The 19,129-nt window shown below is 40.3% G+C and carries 17 protein-coding genes and 1 tRNA gene; 15 read left to right on the top strand and 3 right to left on the bottom strand.

What is annotated here, in order from left to right; all coding sequences use genetic code 11:
* The first annotated feature begins 39 nt into the window (after positions 1 to 39).
* The 13 genes from NMM25_RS07135 (at position 40) to NMM25_RS07075 (ending at position 15,156) form a co-directional block, all read left to right on the top strand.
* Positions 40 to 3,057 carry an ATP-binding protein gene (locus NMM25_RS07135; protein ID WP_254736402.1) on the top strand — a complete coding sequence of 1,006 codons (3,018 nt, stop codon included), beginning with the start codon at positions 40 to 42 and terminating at the stop codon, positions 3,055 to 3,057.
* A gap of 13 nt (positions 3,058 to 3,070) precedes the next feature.
* Positions 3,071 to 5,722 (top strand): valine--tRNA ligase, encoded by a 2,652-nt coding sequence (locus NMM25_RS07130; RefSeq protein WP_254736401.1) that lies wholly within the window; start codon positions 3,071 to 3,073, stop codon positions 5,720 to 5,722.
* A gap of 42 nt (positions 5,723 to 5,764) precedes the next feature.
* Positions 5,765 to 6,589, top strand: coding sequence for a hypothetical protein (locus tag NMM25_RS07125; protein ID WP_254736400.1), 825 nt, complete (start codon positions 5,765 to 5,767; stop codon positions 6,587 to 6,589).
* A gap of 399 nt (positions 6,590 to 6,988) precedes the next feature.
* Positions 6,989 to 7,579, top strand: coding sequence for a DNA-directed RNA polymerase subunit delta (gene rpoE / locus NMM25_RS07120; protein ID WP_254736399.1), 591 nt, complete (start codon positions 6,989 to 6,991; stop codon positions 7,577 to 7,579).
* A gap of 315 nt (positions 7,580 to 7,894) precedes the next feature.
* Positions 7,895 to 9,502 carry a CTP synthase gene (locus NMM25_RS07115; RefSeq protein WP_254736398.1) on the top strand — a complete coding sequence of 536 codons (1,608 nt, stop codon included), beginning with the start codon at positions 7,895 to 7,897 and terminating at the stop codon, positions 9,500 to 9,502.
* A gap of 153 nt (positions 9,503 to 9,655) precedes the next feature.
* Positions 9,656 to 9,955: a DUF4651 domain-containing protein gene (locus NMM25_RS07110; RefSeq protein ID WP_033629371.1), complete on the top strand. Its 300-nt coding sequence runs from the start codon at positions 9,656 to 9,658 to the stop codon at positions 9,953 to 9,955.
* Positions 9,952 to 10,269 (top strand): thioredoxin family protein, encoded by a 318-nt coding sequence (locus tag NMM25_RS07105; protein WP_247946654.1) that lies wholly within the window; start codon positions 9,952 to 9,954, stop codon positions 10,267 to 10,269. The genes NMM25_RS07110 and NMM25_RS07105 overlap by 4 nt, the downstream gene beginning before the upstream one ends.
* Positions 10,270 to 10,283: 14 nt before the next feature.
* Positions 10,284 to 10,910: a YtpR family tRNA-binding protein gene (gene ytpR, locus NMM25_RS07100; RefSeq protein WP_254736397.1), complete on the top strand. Its 627-nt coding sequence runs from the start codon at positions 10,284 to 10,286 to the stop codon at positions 10,908 to 10,910.
* Positions 10,911 to 10,951: 41 nt separating this feature from the next.
* Positions 10,952 to 11,713, top strand: coding sequence for an SDR family NAD(P)-dependent oxidoreductase (locus NMM25_RS07095; RefSeq protein WP_254736396.1), 762 nt, complete (start codon positions 10,952 to 10,954; stop codon positions 11,711 to 11,713).
* Positions 11,714 to 11,790: 77 nt separating this feature from the next.
* A complete protein-coding gene (locus tag NMM25_RS07090) occupies positions 11,791 to 12,186 on the top strand; it encodes a single-stranded DNA-binding protein (RefSeq protein ID WP_000282437.1) in 396 nt (131 codons plus the stop codon).
* A gap of 155 nt (positions 12,187 to 12,341) precedes the next feature.
* On the top strand, positions 12,342 to 12,626 hold the full coding sequence (gene groES, locus NMM25_RS07085; RefSeq protein WP_254736395.1) for a co-chaperone GroES: 285 nt from the start codon (positions 12,342 to 12,344) through the stop codon (positions 12,624 to 12,626).
* A gap of 15 nt (positions 12,627 to 12,641) precedes the next feature.
* Positions 12,642 to 14,264 (top strand): chaperonin GroEL, encoded by a 1,623-nt coding sequence (gene groL / locus NMM25_RS07080; RefSeq protein WP_254736394.1) that lies wholly within the window; start codon positions 12,642 to 12,644, stop codon positions 14,262 to 14,264.
* Between the two features lie 124 nt (positions 14,265 to 14,388).
* Complete coding sequence (locus NMM25_RS07075; RefSeq protein ID WP_000567567.1) at positions 14,389 to 15,156, top strand: epoxyqueuosine reductase QueH; 768 nt, start codon at positions 14,389 to 14,391, stop codon at positions 15,154 to 15,156.
* 70 nt (positions 15,157 to 15,226) lie between these two features.
* Here the strand turns inward: NMM25_RS07075 and NMM25_RS07070 are convergent, their stop codons facing one another.
* From NMM25_RS07070 to NMM25_RS07060, 3 genes are all read right to left on the bottom strand, one after another.
* Positions 15,227 to 15,760, bottom strand: a complete 534-nt coding sequence (locus NMM25_RS07070; RefSeq protein WP_000775318.1) for a DUF402 domain-containing protein — start codon at positions 15,758 to 15,760, stop codon at positions 15,227 to 15,229.
* 88 nt (positions 15,761 to 15,848) lie between these two features.
* Positions 15,849 to 16,625: a recombination regulator RecX gene (recX, locus tag NMM25_RS07065; RefSeq protein WP_254736393.1), complete on the bottom strand. Its 777-nt coding sequence runs from the start codon at positions 16,623 to 16,625 to the stop codon at positions 15,849 to 15,851.
* Positions 16,626 to 16,635: 10 nt separating this feature from the next.
* Complete coding sequence (locus NMM25_RS07060) at positions 16,636 to 17,412, bottom strand: aminoglycoside 3'-phosphotransferase (protein WP_045591764.1); 777 nt, start codon at positions 17,410 to 17,412, stop codon at positions 16,636 to 16,638.
* 55 nt (positions 17,413 to 17,467) lie between these two features.
* Here NMM25_RS07060 and rlmD point away from each other — a divergent pair, with 55 nt between their 5' ends.
* Both rlmD and NMM25_RS07050 read left to right on the top strand, forming a co-directional pair.
* Positions 17,468 to 18,838, top strand: coding sequence for a 23S rRNA (uracil(1939)-C(5))-methyltransferase RlmD (rlmD, locus tag NMM25_RS07055; protein ID WP_254736392.1), 1,371 nt, complete (start codon positions 17,468 to 17,470; stop codon positions 18,836 to 18,838).
* A gap of 57 nt (positions 18,839 to 18,895) precedes the next feature.
* Positions 18,896 to 18,967, top strand: a tRNA-Glu gene (locus NMM25_RS07050).
* Positions 18,968 to 19,129: the final 162 nt, after the last annotated feature.

Genomic DNA, 19,129 nt, shown 5'->3' with positions numbered 1-19,129 from the left:
GATATATTCTTGCTTTTATATTTTTTAAGAGGAGACATGATGAGAAGTAGCCATAATCAAATATTAGATGCTTGGATTACAGTAGAACAATTATCAGAAGGGAATATTGAAAAAAGTGATTCTAAGTATAAGATTTTTCAAGGGGATGATTATCAATCAATATTAAAAGATTTTTTTAAACGTCAAAAATTAAAATCTAGTTCAGGGATTGCTGTTTATTGTGGAATTTTCCCTTTTCGAAAAATTATTGAAGCGTTAAGAGGCAAATACAATTTAAAGGCGACGGAGGAAGAATTGGGAAGAGCTTCTTATAAATTTACTTTTGCTCTATACTTTGATAAAGATTTGAAGTTTTTAGCTGATAAGTTTTTTTTAACCATGAGTGGGCAAATTTTCAAAAATGGGGAATTGCCTAAAGATTTCTTAATAGCAGAAAATGAGCTTCGAGAACAGTTAGGTCAGGCGTTTCTTGATGGAGAGTTCAATGAAGTTTTTAGTAAACTTCTCAAAAAGTATGAGATTTCACCAAGTGATTGCAGATATTATTTTGTTAAGAATTTTGCTGACGAAATAAATTTACATTCATTTTTTCTAAAGGATTTGAAATATGCAAAATCAATTTATAATGAAAATCTCAATCGTTATTTATCAGGATTCGATTCTGTAAGGGTTAATTTGGACGGCAATAAAGAATCATCCTATTTTAATCCCAAAGATTTAGAAACTATACTTGAACCGAAAAATTATCCATTAGGAAGATTTCCTAGTAACCCTGAATATGCTCTTTCCATGATGCAACAAGTAGCTGTAAATTTAGCTTCGAATGCGGATGAAGATGTGAGAAGTGTCAATGGTCCTCCGGGGACTGGTAAAACGACACTTTTAAAAGATATTTTTGCAGATCTGGTAACGGAACAGGCGAGAATTATTAGTGAATTATCGGCTCCTAAGCTTAAAGGGAATCTAGTTTGTCATGACAAACTAGATCTTATTGCAAAATTACCAAAAGAAATTGCAGAAAAAGGAATCGTAGTTGCAAGTTCTAATAATGGTGCTGTTAAAAATATTGTTAATGAATTACCCCAAAGAAAAGAAATTTATCAGAAATTAAATTGGTTAGATGAATTAAAGAAAATTGATTACTTTGCTGAAATCAGTAATGATTTATTGTTAGAAGATGAAGATGTTTCTAACGACAAAAAATATTGGGGATTGTTTTCGATAGAAGGTGGAAAAAAACAGAATAGAGACCGTCTGCAAAATGTTTTAAAAGCAATACGACAAGAGTTGAATTCGGATAAATTTCAATCGAACCCATCAGTATACGAAGAGTTTAAAATTCAATATCAGAAGCTATTTGATAAAAGAGAAAAGATGCAAGATATAGCAGATAAGATTCGATTGCATGTAAAATTGAAAAATGCTTACCAGCAGGTTGAGATAGAGTTTCATCAGGATGATGCCCAAAGACGTTCAGAACTATCTAAAATACGGGATAAACATATTCAATTAGAAAATAGTAAAAAGGAAATAGAATCTGAGCTGTTTGAGCATGAGCGTCTTATTTCTATGTTAAATGTTAACAAACAGATAGCAGCACAAGATGTTGAGTTGATAAAATTACAAGCTCCACGTTTCTTATGGTTAAAAAGACTTTTCACACCATCGAAATTAGATACTTATTTTACGAGATTGAATCAAGCGAATGAAAGTCTAAAAGCAGAACTGAAGAAAGTACATGATGAAAGTCAATATTGCCACGGTTTGCAAAAAGAGATAAAAATGCATGAACTTGAATTAAATCAATTGAGTCAAAGGCAACAGAGGTATAATGAATGGAAATCTAAACAAGAAGATAAATTAATTCGTCATCAGGAAAAAATTTTGAAATTACAATCGGAACTTGCTACATACCCTGTTAAAAAGTTGAATTTTTCTGTTCCATATGAAGAACTACAGGTATCAAATTTTTGGTTTGATGATGACTATCGAGAAGAGCAGAGTCGTTTGTTTATTAAAGCACTGGCAGTTAGGAAGCAATTTATATATGACAATAAAAAGCATTTTGAAAAAGCATTATGGATTTGGGAGAAGCCTCAAAACTATTCAATGAGAGATAATGCTAGTGATTTATATAAAGCTGCGTGGAGTTGGGTCAATTTCACTGTTCCAGTTATTAGTACAACTTTTGCAAGCTTTAATTCCATGTTTCGGTGCTTGCCTGAAAATAGTATCGGTAATGTATTTATTGATGAAGCTGGTCAGGCATTACCTCAAGCAAGTGTGGGGGCTATTTTTAGAAGTAAGCATATTATGGCTGTTGGGGATCCTTCTCAAATACAACCAGTACAGACTATGGATAAAAATATTTTAGGATTTTTAGCACAGCACCACAAGATAGCCTCTAAATATCTTGTATCATCAACGCAAGAATTGATGGATTCTGCTAGTAGATATGGTTTTAAAAAACAAGATGGGACATGGATAGGACTTCCTCTCTGGGTTCATCGTCGTTCTAGTGATCCGATGTTCAGTATTTCCAATAAAATTTCTTATGATAATTTAATGGTTCAAGGAAAGGAAGAAGCTCGAGGTCTGGGAGAATGGTTTGACGTTGGTGGAGGTGCTAAGGATAAATTTGTTCCTGAGCAAGCTGATTATTTGAAAGAAGAGTTGCAGAAAAGACATGAGGAATTTGATGATATTTATGTCATTACTCCTTTTAAAAATGTATCGGTTCAACTAGCAAAAGAACTAGATAAAATCGGTTTCACAAAGCGGGAGAATGGAAAACCTATAAATGTAGGGACGGTACATACTTTCCAAGGAAAAGAAAATAAGATTGTATATTTTGTGCTTGGAGCAGATAATATGAGTGAGGGGGCTGCTCGCTGGGCTGTCTCTGAACCCAATATTTTAAACGTTGCAGCGACTAGAGCTAAAGAAGAGTTTTATATTATTGGGAATAAATCTCTTTACAAAGCCACACAGAGCCCTATTATAAGAGATACTATTGACATTTTAGATGCTTATCAAAGTAGCTTAGAAATTAACTAGAAAGGACAAACACATGTCTAAACAACTTTCACCTAAATACAATCCAGCCGAGGTTGAGGCTGGTCGTTACCAAAAATGGCTTGATGCGGATGTTTTCAAGCCTTCAGGCGATCAAAAGGCTAAGCCTTATTCAATCGTCATTCCACCACCAAACGTAACTGGGAAACTTCACCTTGGTCACGCTTGGGATACAACTCTTCAGGATATCATCATCCGTCAAAAACGCATGCAAGGTTTCGATACGCTCTGGCTTCCAGGGATGGACCATGCGGGGATTGCGACTCAGGCTAAGGTTGAGGAGCGCTTGCGTGGTGAGGGCATCAGCCGTTATGACCTCGGTCGTGAAAAATTCCTAGATAAAGTCTGGGAATGGAAAGACGAATATGCCACTACCATCAAGGAACAATGGGGCAAGATGGGGCTCTCTGTAGACTACTCTCGTGAGCGTTTCACCCTTGACGAAGGTTTGTCAAAAGCCGTTCGCAAGGTCTTTGTGGACCTTTACAAGAAAGGCTGGATCTACCGTGGTGAGTTTATCATCAACTGGGACCCAGCAGCTCGCACAGCTCTTTCTGATATCGAGGTTATCCACAAGGACGTCGAAGGTGCCTTCTACCACATGAACTACATGCTGGAAGATGGCTCACGCGCCCTTGAAGTGGCGACCACTCGTCCTGAGACCATGTTTGGGGACGTTGCGGTTGCGGTCAATCCAGAAGACCCACGCTACAAGGACTTGATTGGTAAAAACGTCATTCTTCCAATCGCTAATAAATTGATTCCGATTGTTGGAGACGAACACGCAGATCCTGAGTTTGGTACGGGTGTCGTGAAAATCACGCCTGCCCATGATCCAAACGACTTCTTGGTTGGTCAACGTCATAACTTGCCACAAGTCAACGTCATGAACGACGACGGAACTATGAATGACTTGGCCTTTGAATTTGCAGGCATGGACCGTTTTGAAGCTCGTAAGGCAGTCGTTGCTAAGTTGGAAGAAATCGGTGCCCTCGTTAAAATCGAAAAACGTGTTCACAGTGTTGGTCACTCAGAGCGTACAGGTGTTGTGGTTGAGCCACGCTTGTCTACGCAATGGTTCGTCAAGATGGACCAATTGGCTAAGAATGCCATTGCCAACCAAGATACAGAGGACAAGGTGGAATTTTACCCACCTCGTTTCAACGATACCTTCCTTCAATGGATGGAAAATGTCCATGACTGGGTAATCTCTCGTCAGCTCTGGTGGGGGCACCAAATCCCTGCTTGGTACAATGCTGAGGGCGAAATGTACGTCGGCGAAGAAGCTCCAGAGGGTGACGGATGGACTCAAGACGAAGACGTCTTGGATACTTGGTTCAGTTCTGCCCTTTGGCCATTCTCAACTATGGGCTGGCCTGATGTCGACTCAGAAGACTTTAAACGTTATTATCCAACATCAACTTTGGTGACTGGTTATGATATTATTCCGTTCTGGGTGTCTCGGATGATTTTCCAAGGTTTGGAATTTACTGGCAAGTCGCCATTCAAAAACGCCTTGATTCATGGTCTCATTCGTGATGAACAAGGACGCAAGATGTCGAAATCTCTCGGTAACGGGATTGATCCAATGGATGTTATTGATAAGTACGGAACAGATAGCCTTCGTTGGTTCCTTTCAAACGGTTCTGCACCAGGTCAAGACGTGCGCTTCTCTTACGAGAAAATGGATGCTTCATGGAACTTCATTAACAAGATCTGGAACATCTCTCGCTACATCCTCATGAACAATGAAGGCTTGACCCTTGAGCAAGCAAGTGCCAATGTCGAAAAAGTTGTTAACAAGGAAGCTGGAAACGTTACTGACCGCTGGATTCTCCACAACCTCAATGAAACCATCGGCAAAGTTACTGAAAACTTTGACAAGTTTGAGTTTGGGGTAGCTGGACACATCCTCTACAACTTCATCTGGGACGAGTTTGCGGACTGGTACGTTGAGTTGACCAAGGAAGTCCTTTACAGCGATAATGAAGAAGAGAAAGTCATCACACGTTCTGTTCTCCTTTATACTTTGGACAAGATCCTTCGTCTCCTTCACCCAATCATGCCATTCGTGACAGAGGAAATCTTTGGACAAATCTCAGAAGGATCTATCGTTACAGCGGAATACCCAACTGTCAACCCAGTCTTTGAAGACCCTGCGGCTCACACTGGTGTGGAAAGCCTCAAAGACTTGATTCGTGCTGTTCGTAATGCGCGTGCGGAAGTAAACGTTGCTCCAAGCAAGCCTATCACTATCCTTGTTAAGACAAGCGATAGCGAATTGGAAGCCTTCTTTAACAGCAATGTCAACTACATCAAACGCTTTACAAATCCAGAACACTTGGAAATCGCATCAACTATCCCTGCATCTGAACTCGCAATGTCAAGCGTCATCACAGGAGCAGAAATTTACTTGCCACTGGCAGACCTCCTTAATGTAGAAGAAGAACTCGCTCGTCTCGACAAGGAACTCGCTAAATGGCAAAAAGAACTGGACATGGTAGGCAAGAAACTCTCTAACGAACGCTTCGTAGCCAATGCCAAACCAGAAGTCGTCCAAAAAGAACGCGACAAACAAGCCGACTACCAAGCTAAATACGACGCGACCGTCGCACGTATTGATGAGATGAAGAAACTGGTGGGATAAAGCTGGCAACATGTATTTTTTAGAAAAAGGAGAAAAATTTAAATGAATCTTAAAAATGTAGTAGAAATATTGGCCGGTTTTATTACATACGGGATACCTGTTTTATCATTTTTATGGCAAATAAAAAGTGACTTTACTGATAAGAAACAGATAGAATCAATTGTATCTAATTACAATTATCAAAATAATTCAAATTTTGATTTCAAGGACGTAAGTATTCAAAATGGTTATATACAAATTAATAACCCACAGACCATAAATATAGAATTAAAGAATGAACTTGAAAAATTTGAGAAGGAGAGATTAGAAGATAAAAAATTTTTATCAAACAAGTTATACAAAGCATCTCTTTGGATTATTTTAGTTGTTTTTATTTTCAATATAATTAATAACATTTCAAGTAATTTTAAAAATATATCCTCGATTTTGGAAGTAAATATAATAAAGAATAATCTAGTTTTATCGTTTGATACAACTTTAAAGCAAATGTTGTTAATGATTTTAATCTATATTGTTTTAGTAGTTATTAAGTATTTACTAGATAAGCAAAACATTATCAATATTTTAGGATTTACAGTAGCTATCTTTTTATATTTATTTACTTATTCAGAGATTAAGCAAGGTTTTATACAGTTTTTGAAGTATCCTATTATTTTATCTAGTCTCTCAGTATTTATTTCTATAATTGTTGCCTTGGTTGTTCTATTCCCATTATTCTTTAGTTTAAATATTTTGATTGTAAGATTACATAGTTTAATTTCAGTATACGATTCTAAAATACAAACAAAACTTGTCAATTCTCTCTCTTCCATAAGTACAGTTATTGCTCCAATACTTATTTTTATAGTAAAAATGGTATTTAGATAATAAGAAACTATTATTTTATGAATTTCTTTTGGTATTAGTATAATTAAATAATACTTACTAATGAATATGATAGTCGTGAATAAAAGATTGAAAAATATAAAATTAGCCGTAATTGCTTTATAAATTAGATTTTCTATTTTTAAATTATCCTTTATGCCGTATTAGAAAGATTAATATTTTAGAAATCAACTTACTACACAGTAAACTCAGTCAATTTGTTCTTAAAACTCCACCCATCGACACAATTGGCTGGGTAGCAAAGAAATAAAAAGTCCTGTCACTTTCTCCCATTTAACCTTTGACTATTCCGCAAAATTATCGTACAATAAAGAGTACATGATAAAATGAGGTCAGAGTCTGTTCGCTCTGGCGATAGTAGTAAAAATGAGGAGAAACGCTTTGGAATTAGAAGTATTTGCTGGGCAAGAAAAAAGTGAACTATCTATGATTGAGGTGGCGCGTGCTATCTTGGAACTTCGTGGTCGCGATCATGAGATGCATTTTAGCGATCTTGTAAATGAAATTCAAAACTACCTTGGAACATCAAACAGCGATATCCGCGAAGCTTTGCCTTTGTTCTACACAGAGTTGAACTTTGACGGTAGCTTCATCTCACTTGGAGACAACAAATGGGGTCTTCGTTCATGGTATGGTGTGGACGAAATCGACGAAGAAATCATCGCTCTTGAAGAAAGTGACGACGATGAAGTGGCACCAAAAGCTAAGAAAAAACGTGTCAATGCCTTCATGGATGGTGATTCAGATGCCATTGACTACAATGCAGATGATCCAGAGGATGAAGATGCATACGAAGCAGACCCAGCTCTTTCATATGATGATGAAAATCCAGATGATGAGAAAAATGAAGTGGAAGCTTACGATGCAGAAATCAACGAAATCGCCCCTGATGACTTGGGTGAAGACGTGGATCTCAACGAAGAAAACGACGAATTTTCTGACGATGACGCTGAAACAAGTGAAGAAGAGTAGAAGACTTCACAGAGGAGATCGCCTGATCTCCTTTTTTATTCCTTGAGCAGATCATCCGTTTGGATGTGGATTTTTAGTCGGTTTTCTGAAAACAATCTCCTTTTTTCATCGTTTACCAATTCGGGTTGACAAATGTTCTGCTTTGAGGTATCATATTGTTCGGGCACCTCTTTTAGAGGTCGGGGCTCCCTAGTTACTAGGGAGCTATTTTTGTTTTTCAGGAAGTTTTCTTGAAAAGTCGTTATTCATAAGGGTCTTGTTTTCGATCTCCCCTCGTAGTTAACAAGGTCTTGAGCATTTTAGAAAGAGGAATCTATGTCTACGAAATATATTTTTGTAACTGGTGGTGTGGTGTCGTCTATTGGGAAAGGGATTGTCGCAGCAAGTCTGGGGCGTCTCTTGAAAAATCGTGGTCTCAAAGTAACCATTCAGAAGTTTGACCCTTATATCAATATCGATCCGGGAACCATGAGTCCTTACCAGCACGGGGAAGTCTTTGTGACTGATGATGGGGCTGAGACAGATTTGGACTTGGGTCACTATGAACGTTTCATCGATATTAATTTAAACAAATATTCCAACGTGACAACTGGGAAAATTTACAGTGAAGTTCTTCGTAAGGAGCGCCGTGGAGAATACCTTGGGGCAACTGTTCAAGTCATTCCTCATATCACAGATGCTTTGAAAGAAAAAATCAAGCGTGCCGCTGTCACGACCGACTCGGATGTCATTATCACAGAGGTTGGTGGAACCGTTGGGGATATCGAGTCCTTGCCATTCCTAGAGGCCCTTCGTCAGATGAAGGCAGATGTGGGTGCAGATAATGTCATGTACATCCATACAACCTTGCTTCCTTACCTCAAGGCTGCTGGTGAAATGAAGACCAAACCAACCCAGCACTCTGTAAAAGAATTGCGTGGATTGGGAATCCAGCCAAATATGTTGGTTATTCGTACAGAAAAACCAGCTGGTCAAGGAATTAAAAATAAACTAGCTCAGTTTTGTGACGTGGCTCCAGAAGCTGTTATCGAGTCTTTGGATGTCGAGCACCTTTACCAAATTCCATTGAACTTGCAGGCGCAAGGCATGGACCAAATTGTCTGTGACCATTTGAAATTAGATGCACCAGCAGCGGATATGACGGAGTGGTCAGCTATGGTGGACAAGGTCATGAACCTGAAAAAACAAGTTAAAATTTCCCTTGTCGGTAAGTATGTGGAGTTGCAAGATGCCTACATCTCAGTGGTTGAAGCCTTGAAACACTCTGGGTATGCCAACGACGCAGAAGTGAAGATTAATTGGATCAATGCCAATGATGTGACAGCAGAGAATGTAGCAGAGCTCTTGTCTGATGCGGACGGAATCATCGTACCAGGAGGTTTTGGCCAACGTGGTACGGAAGGGAAAATCCAAGCCATTCGCTATGCGCGTGAAAATGATGTTCCAATGTTGGGAGTCTGCTTGGGAATGCAGTTGACTTGTATCGAGTTTGCTCGTCACGTTTTAGGGCTTGAAGGTGCCAATTCTGCAGAGCTTGATTCTGATACAAAATACCCTATCATTGATATTATGCGTGACCAGGTTGATGTTGAGGATATGGGTGGAACCCTTCGTTTGGGACTTTATCCGTCTAAGTTAAAACGTGGTTCTAAAGCAGCGGCTGCTTACCATAATCAAGAAGTGGTGCAACGCCGTCACCGTCACCGTTATGAGTTTAACAACGCCTTTCGTGAACAGTTTAAAGCAGCAGGATTTGTCTTCTCAGGAGTTTCTCCAGACAATCGTTTGGTAGAAATCGTGGAAATTCCTGAAAATAAATTCTTTGTGGCTTGTCAGTATCACCCTGAACTTTCCAGTCGTCCAAACCGTCCAGAAGAACTCTACACTGCCTTTGTTACTGCAGCAGTTGAGAACAGTAATTAGCAAAATCAGAGCCTTTGAGAAGAATCTCAGAGGTTTTTTAATTCATTCAGGAACTCAGGCGCTTGGCAATAAGAATTAGACTCACTGAGGGAAGAGATTTTCCTTGCTCGTATACGGCTTCCCTATTTGTCCTAGAGCCCTTTTTGTGTTACAATGAATGGTATGAAAGCTAAGAAATTATGGATGACTGGCTTGACTGTGGCTGGTCTAAGTGCCCTTGCTTTGGGGGCTAAAAAAGCAGCAGATAATCACAAGCTCATGAAGACTCAGGAAGAGTTGACCGCTATCGTGCGCGAACTTTTCTCAGATATGGGTGAGATTGCGACTCTCTATGTTCAAGTCTACGAAAGTAGTCTAGAGCGACTTGTCGGAGGAGTCATTTTCGAGGATGGTCGTCACTATACCTTTGTCTATGAAAATGAAGACATGGTCTATGAGGAGGAAGTCTTATGATAATTCCTAGTAGTATAGAAGAACTAGCAGGTTTTGTCGAGCAAGATGGCAAGAAGGTCTTTCTTTTTGTGGCGGACTGGTGTGGCGATTGTCGTTATATCTATCCTGCCTTGCCAGAGATTGAGGAGACAAATCCAGAGTTCACCTTTATTCGAGTGGACCGAGACCAGTATCTGGATCTAGCCAAACTCTGGGATGTGTACGGGATTCCTAGCCTTGTTGTGCTAGAAAAGGACAAGGAAATCGGCCGATTTGTCAATCGCGACCGTAAAAGCAAGCAACAAATTAACGACTTTTTAGCAGAACTGAAATAGGAGAAAAGGAAAGAATGATTTTTACATATAATAAAGAGCATGTTGGCGATGTCCTTATGATCATCGTGAAAAACAGCGGAGATGCCAAACTAGATGTGGAGCGCAAAGGCAATATTGCCCGTGTTTTCCTCAAAGAAAATGGAGAAACAGTAGCTTGGAATATTTTCGAAATTTCAAGTTTGTTTGAAATTGCAGAGCGTGGTCAAGTCTTTTTGACAGATGAACAAGTAGAACGTTTGAACCAAGAATTGCGAGCGGAAGGCTTTGCAGAAGAGATTGTCAATGACAAAGAACCTAAGTTTGTTGTCGGTGAAATTGTCGAGATGGTAGCACATCCAGATAGTGACCACCTCAATATCTGCCAAGTAGCAGTATCTAGTGACAAGACGGTACAAATCGTTGCAGGGGCTCCCAATGCGCGTGTCGGTTTGAAAACCATTGTAGCTCTTCAGGGAGCTATGATGCCAAAAGGCAATCTCATTTTCCCAGGCGAACTTCGCGGTGAAAAGAGTTTTGGTATGATGTGCAGCCCTCGTGAACTTGCCTTGCCGAATGCTCCGCAAAAATGTGGGGTTATTGAATTATCAGAAGACCAAGTTGTCGGAACTCCATTTGACCCAGCCAAACACTGGACGGCCTAGGAAATTGTCGGTATTTGATAGACCAGATAGAGGGGGATAAGATGGCGAAAAATGTAGTGATTACAGGAGCGACCTCTGGAATTGGTGAAGCGATTGCGCGTGCTTATCTGGAGCAGGGGGAGAATGTCGTTCTAACAGGGCGACGGACAGACAGACTAGAGACTCTCAAGTCAGAGTTTGCAGAAACTTTTCCAAATCAAACAGTTTGGATCCTTCCACTGGATGTCACGGATATGACCATGGTCAAGACTGTCTGCTCCGATATTTTGGAAACGATAGGGCAGATTGATATATTGGTCAATAACGCTGGACTAGCTCTTGGCTTGGCTCCCTATCAAGACTATGAAGAATTGGATATGCTGACTATGTTGGATACCAATGTTAAAGGTTTGATGGCGGTCACTCGCTGTTTCTTGCCAGCAATGGTAAAAGTCAATCAGGGTCATATCATTAACATGGGGTCGACCGCAGGAATCTACGCCTATGCGGGTGCAGCTGTTTACTCAGCAACCAAGGCTGCAGTTAAGACTTTTTCAGATGGTCTGCGAATTGATACCATTGCAACGAATATCAAGGTGACCACCATTCGGCCAGGGATTGTCGAAACAGATTTTTCTGCGGTACGTTTCCATGGTGACAAAGAGCGTGCTGCCACCGTCTATCAGGGAATTGAGGCCTTGCAAGCTCAAGATATTGCAGATACAGTTGTCTATGTGACCAGTCAGCCTCGCCGTGTGCAGATTACAGATATGACTATTATGGCCAATCAACAGGCGACAGGTTTCATGGTTCATAAAAAATAAAAAATTTTCTCGAAAAGTTACAAATTTCTGTAACTTTTTTTGATTCCCTGCGAATAGATAAGTAGGAGGAAGAAAATATGTATAATAAAGTTATTCTTATTGGACGTTTAACGTCTACACCAGAATTGCACAAAACCAACAATGACAAGTCAGTAGCGCGCGCAACGATCGCTGTGAACCGTCGTTACAAAGACCAGAATGGGGAACGCGAAGCTGACTTTGTCAATCTTGTTCTTTGGGGAAAATTGGCTGAAACCTTGGCAAGCTACGCAACTAAAGGTAGTCTTATCTCTGTGGATGGAGAACTTCGTACCCGTCGCTTTGAGAAAAATGGCCAGATGAACTATGTGACTGAAGTTCTTGTGACAGGATTCCAACTTTTGGAAAGTCGTGCCCAACGAGCCATGCGTGAAAATAACGCTGGACAGGATTTGGCAGACTTGGTCTTGGAAGAGGAGGAATTGCCATTTTAAGCATAGAAAAGCCTGAGTCAATCTCAGGCTTTTTATCTTGAGAAAGTCAGACTTTTTTCTTGACTATTTCTGACCAAGTGATACAATAGAATTATGAATTAGCACTCATATACAAAGAGTGCTAATAATATGTATCTCATCATGGAGGAAAACAGATGTTGAAACCATTAGGAGACCGTGTGGTCTTGAAAATCGAAGAAAAAGAACAAACTGTTGGAGGCTTTGTCCTTGCAGGCTCAGCCCAAGAAAAAACAAAAACAGCCCAAGTTATAGCTACTGGACAAGGTGTTCGTACCTTGAACGGTGACTTGGTAGCTCCAAGCGTGAAGCCTGGAGACCGTGTCTTAGTTGAAGCCCATGCAGGTCTTGATATCAAAGATGGCGATGAAAAGTATATCATCGTTGGCGAAGCTAACATTTTGGCTATCATTGAAGAATAGAAGGAGAAAGTAAGTATGTCAAAAGAAATTAAATTTTCATCTGATGCTCGTTCAGCGATGGTCCGTGGTGTCGATATCCTAGCAGACACTGTTAAAGTAACCTTAGGACCAAAAGGTCGGAATGTCGTTCTTGAAAAATCATTTGGCTCACCATTGATTACCAATGACGGTGTGACCATTGCCAAAGAAATCGAATTGGAAGACCATTTTGAAAATATGGGTGCCAAATTGGTATCAGAAGTAGCTTCAAAAACCAATGATATCGCAGGTGACGGAACGACAACTGCAACAGTCTTGACTCAAGCTATCGTCCGCGAAGGAATCAAAAACGTCACTGCGGGTGCCAACCCAATCGGTATCCGTCGTGGGATTGAAGCAGCAGTTGCCGCAGCTGTAGAAGCCTTGAAAAACAATGCCATTCCAGTTGCCAATAAAGAAGCCATCGCTCAGGTTGCCGCTGTATCTTCTCGTTCTGAAAAAGTCGGCGAATACATCTCTGAAGCCATGGAAAAAGTTGGCAAAGACGGTGTCATCACTATTGAAGAATCACGTGGTATGGAAACAGAGCTTGAAGTTGTTGAAGGAATGCAGTTTGACCGTGGTTATCTATCACAGTACATGGTGACAGATAGCGAAAAGATGGTGGCTGACCTTGAAAATCCATACATCTTGATTACAGACAAGAAGATCTCCAATATCCAAGAAATCTTGCCACTTCTAGAAAGCATTCTCCAAAGCAATCGTCCTCTCTTGATTATTGCAGATGATGTGGATGGCGAAGCTCTGCCAACTCTTGTATTGAACAAGATTCGTGGAACCTTCAATGTCGTAGCTGTCAAGGCCCCTGGCTTTGGTGACCGTCGTAAGGCTATGTTAGAAGACATCGCTATCTTGACAGGTGGAACTGTCATCACAGAAGATCTTGGTCTTGAGTTGAAAGACGCTACTATTGAGGCGCTAGGTCAAGCAGCGAGAGTAACTGTGGACAAAGACAGCACGGTTATCGTAGAAGGTGCTGGAAATCCTGAAGCCATTTCCCACCGTGTTGCGGTTATCAAGTCACAAATCGAAACCACAACTTCTGAATTCGACCGTGAAAAATTGCAAGAACGCTTGGCAAAATTGTCAGGTGGTGTCGCAGTCATCAAGGTCGGAGCTGCAACTGAAACTGAGTTGAAAGAAATGAAACTCCGCATCGAAGATGCCCTCAACGCTACTCGTGCAGCAGTTGAAGAAGGCATCGTTGCAGGTGGTGGAACTGTTCTTGCCAATGTCATTCCAGCCGTAGCTGATTTGGAATTGACAGGAGATGAAGCGACAGGACGCAACATTGTTCTCCGCGCCTTGGAAGAACCTGTTCGTCAAATCGCCCACAATGCAGGATTCGAAGGTTCTATTGTTATTGACCGCTTGAAGAATGCTGAAGTTGGTACAGGCTTCAACGCAGCAACTGGCGAGTGGGTTAATATGATTGAAGAAGGAATCATTGACCCAGTTAAGGTTAGTCGTTCTGCCCTTCAAAATGCAGCCTCTGTAGCCAGCTTGATCTTGACAACAGAAGCAGTCGTAGCCAATAAACCAGAACCAGTTGCCCCAGCTCCAGCCATGGATCCAAGCATGATGGGCGGGATGATGTAAAATTAACTTATAAAAAAACCAAAGAAGGGAATGCATATCCCTTCTTTTTATGATAATCTCTTCTAAATAGATTTGAGCTCTCTTAACTTATATGATAAAATAAGACTAGAAAAAGGAGAAGAACATGATCGATGTAGAAGAAATTCTGAGCAAGATGAATCCCAATCAGAAGATTAATTATGACCGTGTCATGCAGAAAATGGTTCAGGTTTGGGAGAAAAATGAGCAACGTCCCACTATTCTCATGCATGTTTGCTGTGCTCCTTGTAGTACCTACACCCTAGAGTATCTGACTAAGTACGCGGATGTGACCATCTATTTTGCCAATTCTAACATCCATCCCAAGGCAGAATACCACAAGCGGGCTTACGTCACCAAGAAATTTGTCAGTGATTTCAATGAGCGAACAGGCAATACGGTTCAGTATCTTGAAGCTCCCTACGAACCAAATGAATACCGGAAGTTAGTTAGAGGACTAGAAGAAGAACCCGAAGGTGGTGACCGTTGCAAGGTTTGTTTTGACTACCGTTTGGACAAAACAGCACAGGTAGCTATGGACTTGGGCTTTGACTACTTTGGTTCAGCATTGACCATCAGTCCTCATAAGAATTCTCAAACCATCAACAGCATCGGAATTGATGTGCAAAAGATTTACACAACCCACTATCTTCCAAGTGATTTCAAGAAAAATCAAGGCTACAAACGTTCAGTGGAGATGTGCGAGGAGTATGATATTTATCGTCAATGTTATTGTGGATGCGTCTATGCGGCTCAAGCTCAGAACATTGACCTTGTTCAGGTTAAGAAGGATGCCACGGCTTTCTTGTTGGATAAGGATGTTGAAAAAGACTATTCCCACATCAAGTTTACTGTGACTAAATTAGATATATAGAAATCAACCCAGCCGAAAAGCTGGGTTTTTCAAATAAAAAAACCAGGGCTCTCACCCCGGCTTGACAACTTTACCGATTCTTTAGTTCTATGTAGCGTTTGTACCAAATGTTGACATAGGCCTCTGAGAAAGGACCGCGTCCATTGTTGATCCAATCAACAAGGATTTTAACATGCTCTTTCAAAATATAGTCTAAATCATCAGAATACTTCATTTTGCGTTTATGGCGCTCATACTCTTCAACGTCCAAGAGACGCTTTTCACCATCAGTGAAGACCTTGACATCCAAATCATAATCAATGTATTTCAGGGCTTCCTCATCTAGATAGTAGGGGCTGGCCATATTGCAATAGTAGGAAATCCCATTATCGCGAATCATAGCAATGATATTAAACCAATATTTTTTGTGAAAGTAAACAATAGCCGGTTCTCGAGTCACCCAACGACGACCGTCACTTTCGGTAACAAGTGTGTGGTCGTTGACGCCGATAATGGCGTTCTCTGTTGTTTTTAGTACCATGGTGTCTCGCCAAGTACGGTGAAGACTCCCATCATGCTTATAACTTTGAATTGTAATAAAGTCGCCTTCTTTTGGAAGTTTCATAACTAACCAACTTTCTACAATTTATAAGTTTATCGTCTACTATTATATCATAAATTGGTCTAATTTTTTTGAATTTTACCTGAAAATGTTAAAGATATTCTCTGAGAGCGCTGGCTATATCCGAAAAATCATAGCCTTTTCTAGCTAAAACTTGGGTTAAACGCTGTTTAAGTTCGTATCCTTCATACTTTCGAGCATACTTAGCATATTGTTTGTCTAGCTCTTTAAAAATGAGTTCTTGAGTCGTTTCTTGGCCGACTTGACTATCCAAGTCATCAAAAGCATTTTTAGCATCAGAATAGGAGAAGCCTTTGTTCGTCAAGCTTTGAATGATCTTATCCTGCAAGGCACGAGCGGGAAGCTTTCCCATGTATTTTTTAAGAAGTTTCTCCGCCACACGTTGAGCAACCTCTGAAAAATCAAAATCCTTTAAAACCTCTTCAATCGTTGATTTGACAATCCCTTTTTGAGACAGTTTTTGAGCTAGCACATAGGGTCCCTTATCTCCAGAAAGTTGATTTGCATTGATGATAGAATAGGCATACTGACGATCATTTATCCAGTTGTCTTCTTTAAGGTTAGCGATAACTTGACTAGTGATTGTTTCTTCAAGATCATACTTTTTCAGATACTCACGAACTTCCTTTTCAGTACGAGCCTTGAAGGATAAATGGTAGAGGGCGAGATTCTTACCATAAGAAAACTGAGCAAAGCCCTGTATCTTGGTCAGTTCCTCTTTGCTAATGACCTTATCTCGAGACAGCATAAAACGGACAATAGTATCTTCCGTGATATAAGAGGTTTGCTGATGATCTAGCTCCATCAGGTAGAGGCGTTTTTTCTTTTCAAGTTTTGTGATTTTCATGGTTTACCTTTTATCCAAATGCTTCAAAGGCAGCAACGAGCTGAAGTTTGTTTGTGTCGACCTCTTCTCTGCCGTAATAGTCAAGAAACAGTTCAGCGTATTTAGGGTTATCTAGGTTATAGTTTAGAGACCAAACTGCCCAAAAAAGATCGATATGACGATCACTAAAATCAGCCAAGCCCAGATCAATAAAGCAAGAGAAACGGCTAGCATCTTTTAGAATAAAGTTTGGTAGACAGGCATCACCGTGAATAAAGGCATCAGTCTTTAAAAGATGTCCTTGTTCTTGGATGAGTTGAAAGGCCTCTTCGCGACTATTAATCTGAAATTGGGGTAGGAGGGCCTTGGCATAGAACTCGCCTTTTTCATAGTTTTTCAAAGCTCTATCTTTATAGGTTTGTAAATGATTTTCTGATGGAAAATTGTGTGGGAGTAAGTTGTGAAGTTTTTTAAGGGCATGTGCCATGGTTCGGCAAATTGCTTCTGGCTGATCCAGAAAGGCAAGGGCATCTTTGCCAGACGCTTCTTTTGTTAAAAGGTAATCTTTATCTGTAGATAAGTAGTCGATAACTGGAGTTCCCAGTCCTTTGGCTTCAAACCACCTTGCAATGTCAGCTTCTCGCTCTAATCTTCTCTTTTGATCAATTTTCAAATAGTAACCTGAATCAAGATAGAGAACCGTTGCGCCTGAATGAGAAGAGCTGTCAGAAAGGGTTGCTCCCTCTATATAAGTTCGTAATTGCTCAGGAAAATCCAATGGGGAAAAATGAGATGTCTTTGTATTCATGGTTTTATTGTAACATATTCTTAACCATTGAGAAACTACGTGGTATAATAGACTTATGAATCTAAAAGTCAAACAAAAAATTCCATTAAAAATTAAGCGTATGGGCATCAATGGTGAGGGAATCGGTTTTTACCAGAAAACCCTCGTTTTTGTGCCAGGTGCCCTCAAGGGAGAAGATATCTATTGTCAGATTACTTCTATTAAACGCAACTTTGTTGAAGCAAAATTACTCAAAGTAAATAAAAAGTCCAAGTTTCGAGTTGTACCAGCATGTACGTTTTATAATGAATGTGGTGGTTGTCAAATCATGCACCTTCACTATGATAAACAGTTAGAGTTTAAAACAGATTTGCTCCACCAAGCCTTGAAAAAATTTGCCCCTGCGGGATATGAAAACTATGAAATCCGTCCAACTATCGGAATGCAGGAACCAAAGTACTACCGTGCTAAGCTTCAATTCCAGACTCGGAAATTTAAAAATCAGGTCAAGGCAGGTTTGTATGCACAAAACTCTCATTATCTCGTAGAGTTGAAAGACTGTTTGGTGCAAGATAAGGAAACCCAAGTGATTGCGAATCGCCTAGCTGAACTTCTTACTTACCATCAAATCCCCATCACCGATGAGAGAAAAACGCTCGGTGTGCGCACTATCATGGTACGTCGAGCAAGAAAAACGGGGCAAGTTCAGATAATCATTGTTACGAATCGTCAGCTTGATTTAACCCAGCTGGTAAAAGACTTAGTTAAAGATTTTCCAGAAGTCGTCACGGTTGCTGTCAATACAAATACAGCAAAAACAAGTGAAATCTATGGTGAAAAGACGGAAATTATCTGGGGCCAAGAGAGTATTCAAGAAGGAGTACTGGACTATGAGTTTTCTCTCTCGCCCCGAGCTTTTTATCAGCTTAATCCTGAGCAGACAGAAATTCTCTATAGTGAAGCAGTTAAGGCTCTGGAGGTTAGCGAAGAGGATCATCTGATCGATGCCTATTGTGGTGTTGGGACGATCGGATTTGCCTTCGCAAAGAAGGTCAAGAGTCTCAGAGGAATGGATATTATTCCAGAAGCTATAGAAGATGCCAAGAGAAATGCTCAAAAAATGGGATTTGACAATACCCATTACGAAGCTGGAACAGCTGAAGAGATTATTCCACGCTGGTATAAAGAAGGCTACCGAGCGGATGCCCTGATAGTCGACCCTCCTCGTACAGGCTTAGATGATAAGCTGTTGGAAACCATTCTGACCTATGTTCCAGAAAAAATGGTCTATGTATCCTGCAATGTTTCGACCTTGGCACGAGATTTGGTTAAACTAGTAAAAGTCTATGATCTTCAGTATATCCAGTCGGTCGATATGTTTCCCCACACTGCACGAACAGAAGCAGTGGTTAAGTTAGTGAAGAAAAGAAAAAATCAACTTCACTGAAAAAAGTTCTTGACAAAGGTAAAAAAGTAGGTATAATAGAAAGAGTCGAAAAGCTCAGGTCCGTTGGTCAAGGGGTTAAGACACCGCCTTTTCACGGCGGTAACACGGGTTCGAATCCCGTACGGACTATGGTGTATTGCGGTTAAAAAAACTTGAAAAAAGTTTAAAAAATCTGTTGACAGAGGCAGGTAGCTGTGATATACTAATATAGTTGTCGCTCGAGAGAGAATGAGTGACAAAGACCTTTGAAAACTGAACAAGACGAACCAATGTGCAGGGCACTATAACTGA

The organism is Streptococcus sp. CF10-1 (assembly GCF_024295825.1).
Classification (GTDB): domain Bacteria; phylum Bacillota; class Bacilli; order Lactobacillales; family Streptococcaceae; genus Streptococcus.
This window is presented reverse-complemented; position numbering and strand designations above follow the sequence as displayed.

Bases quoted from the DNA above. Each gene is read 5' to 3' on its own strand.
- NMM25_RS07135 (WP_254736402.1), top strand. From the start codon at position 40: ATGAGAAGTAGCCATAATCAAATATTAGATGCTTGGATTACAGTAGAA.
- NMM25_RS07130 (WP_254736401.1), top strand. From the start codon at position 3,071: ATGTCTAAACAACTTTCACCTAAATACAATCCAGCCGAGGTTGAGGCT.
- NMM25_RS07125 (WP_254736400.1), top strand. From the start codon at position 5,765: ATGAATCTTAAAAATGTAGTAGAAATATTGGCCGGTTTTATTACATAC.
- NMM25_RS07115 (WP_254736398.1), top strand. From the start codon at position 7,895: ATGTCTACGAAATATATTTTTGTAACTGGTGGTGTGGTGTCGTCTATT.
- NMM25_RS07110 (WP_033629371.1), top strand. From the start codon at position 9,656: ATGAATGGTATGAAAGCTAAGAAATTATGGATGACTGGCTTGACTGTG.
- NMM25_RS07105 (WP_247946654.1), top strand. From the start codon at position 9,952: ATGATAATTCCTAGTAGTATAGAAGAACTAGCAGGTTTTGTCGAGCAA.
- ytpR (WP_254736397.1), top strand. From the start codon at position 10,284: ATGATTTTTACATATAATAAAGAGCATGTTGGCGATGTCCTTATGATC.
- NMM25_RS07095 (WP_254736396.1), top strand. From the start codon at position 10,952: ATGGCGAAAAATGTAGTGATTACAGGAGCGACCTCTGGAATTGGTGAA.
- NMM25_RS07090 (WP_000282437.1), top strand. From the start codon at position 11,791: ATGTATAATAAAGTTATTCTTATTGGACGTTTAACGTCTACACCAGAA.
- groES (WP_254736395.1), top strand. From the start codon at position 12,342: ATGTTGAAACCATTAGGAGACCGTGTGGTCTTGAAAATCGAAGAAAAA.
- groL (WP_254736394.1), top strand. From the start codon at position 12,642: ATGTCAAAAGAAATTAAATTTTCATCTGATGCTCGTTCAGCGATGGTC.
- NMM25_RS07075 (WP_000567567.1), top strand. From the start codon at position 14,389: ATGATCGATGTAGAAGAAATTCTGAGCAAGATGAATCCCAATCAGAAG.
- NMM25_RS07070 (WP_000775318.1), bottom strand. From the start codon at position 15,760: ATGAAACTTCCAAAAGAAGGCGACTTTATTACAATTCAAAGTTATAAG.
- recX (WP_254736393.1), bottom strand. From the start codon at position 16,625: ATGAAAATCACAAAACTTGAAAAGAAAAAACGCCTCTACCTGATGGAG.
- NMM25_RS07060 (WP_045591764.1), bottom strand. From the start codon at position 17,412: ATGAATACAAAGACATCTCATTTTTCCCCATTGGATTTTCCTGAGCAA.
- rlmD (WP_254736392.1), top strand. From the start codon at position 17,468: ATGAATCTAAAAGTCAAACAAAAAATTCCATTAAAAATTAAGCGTATG.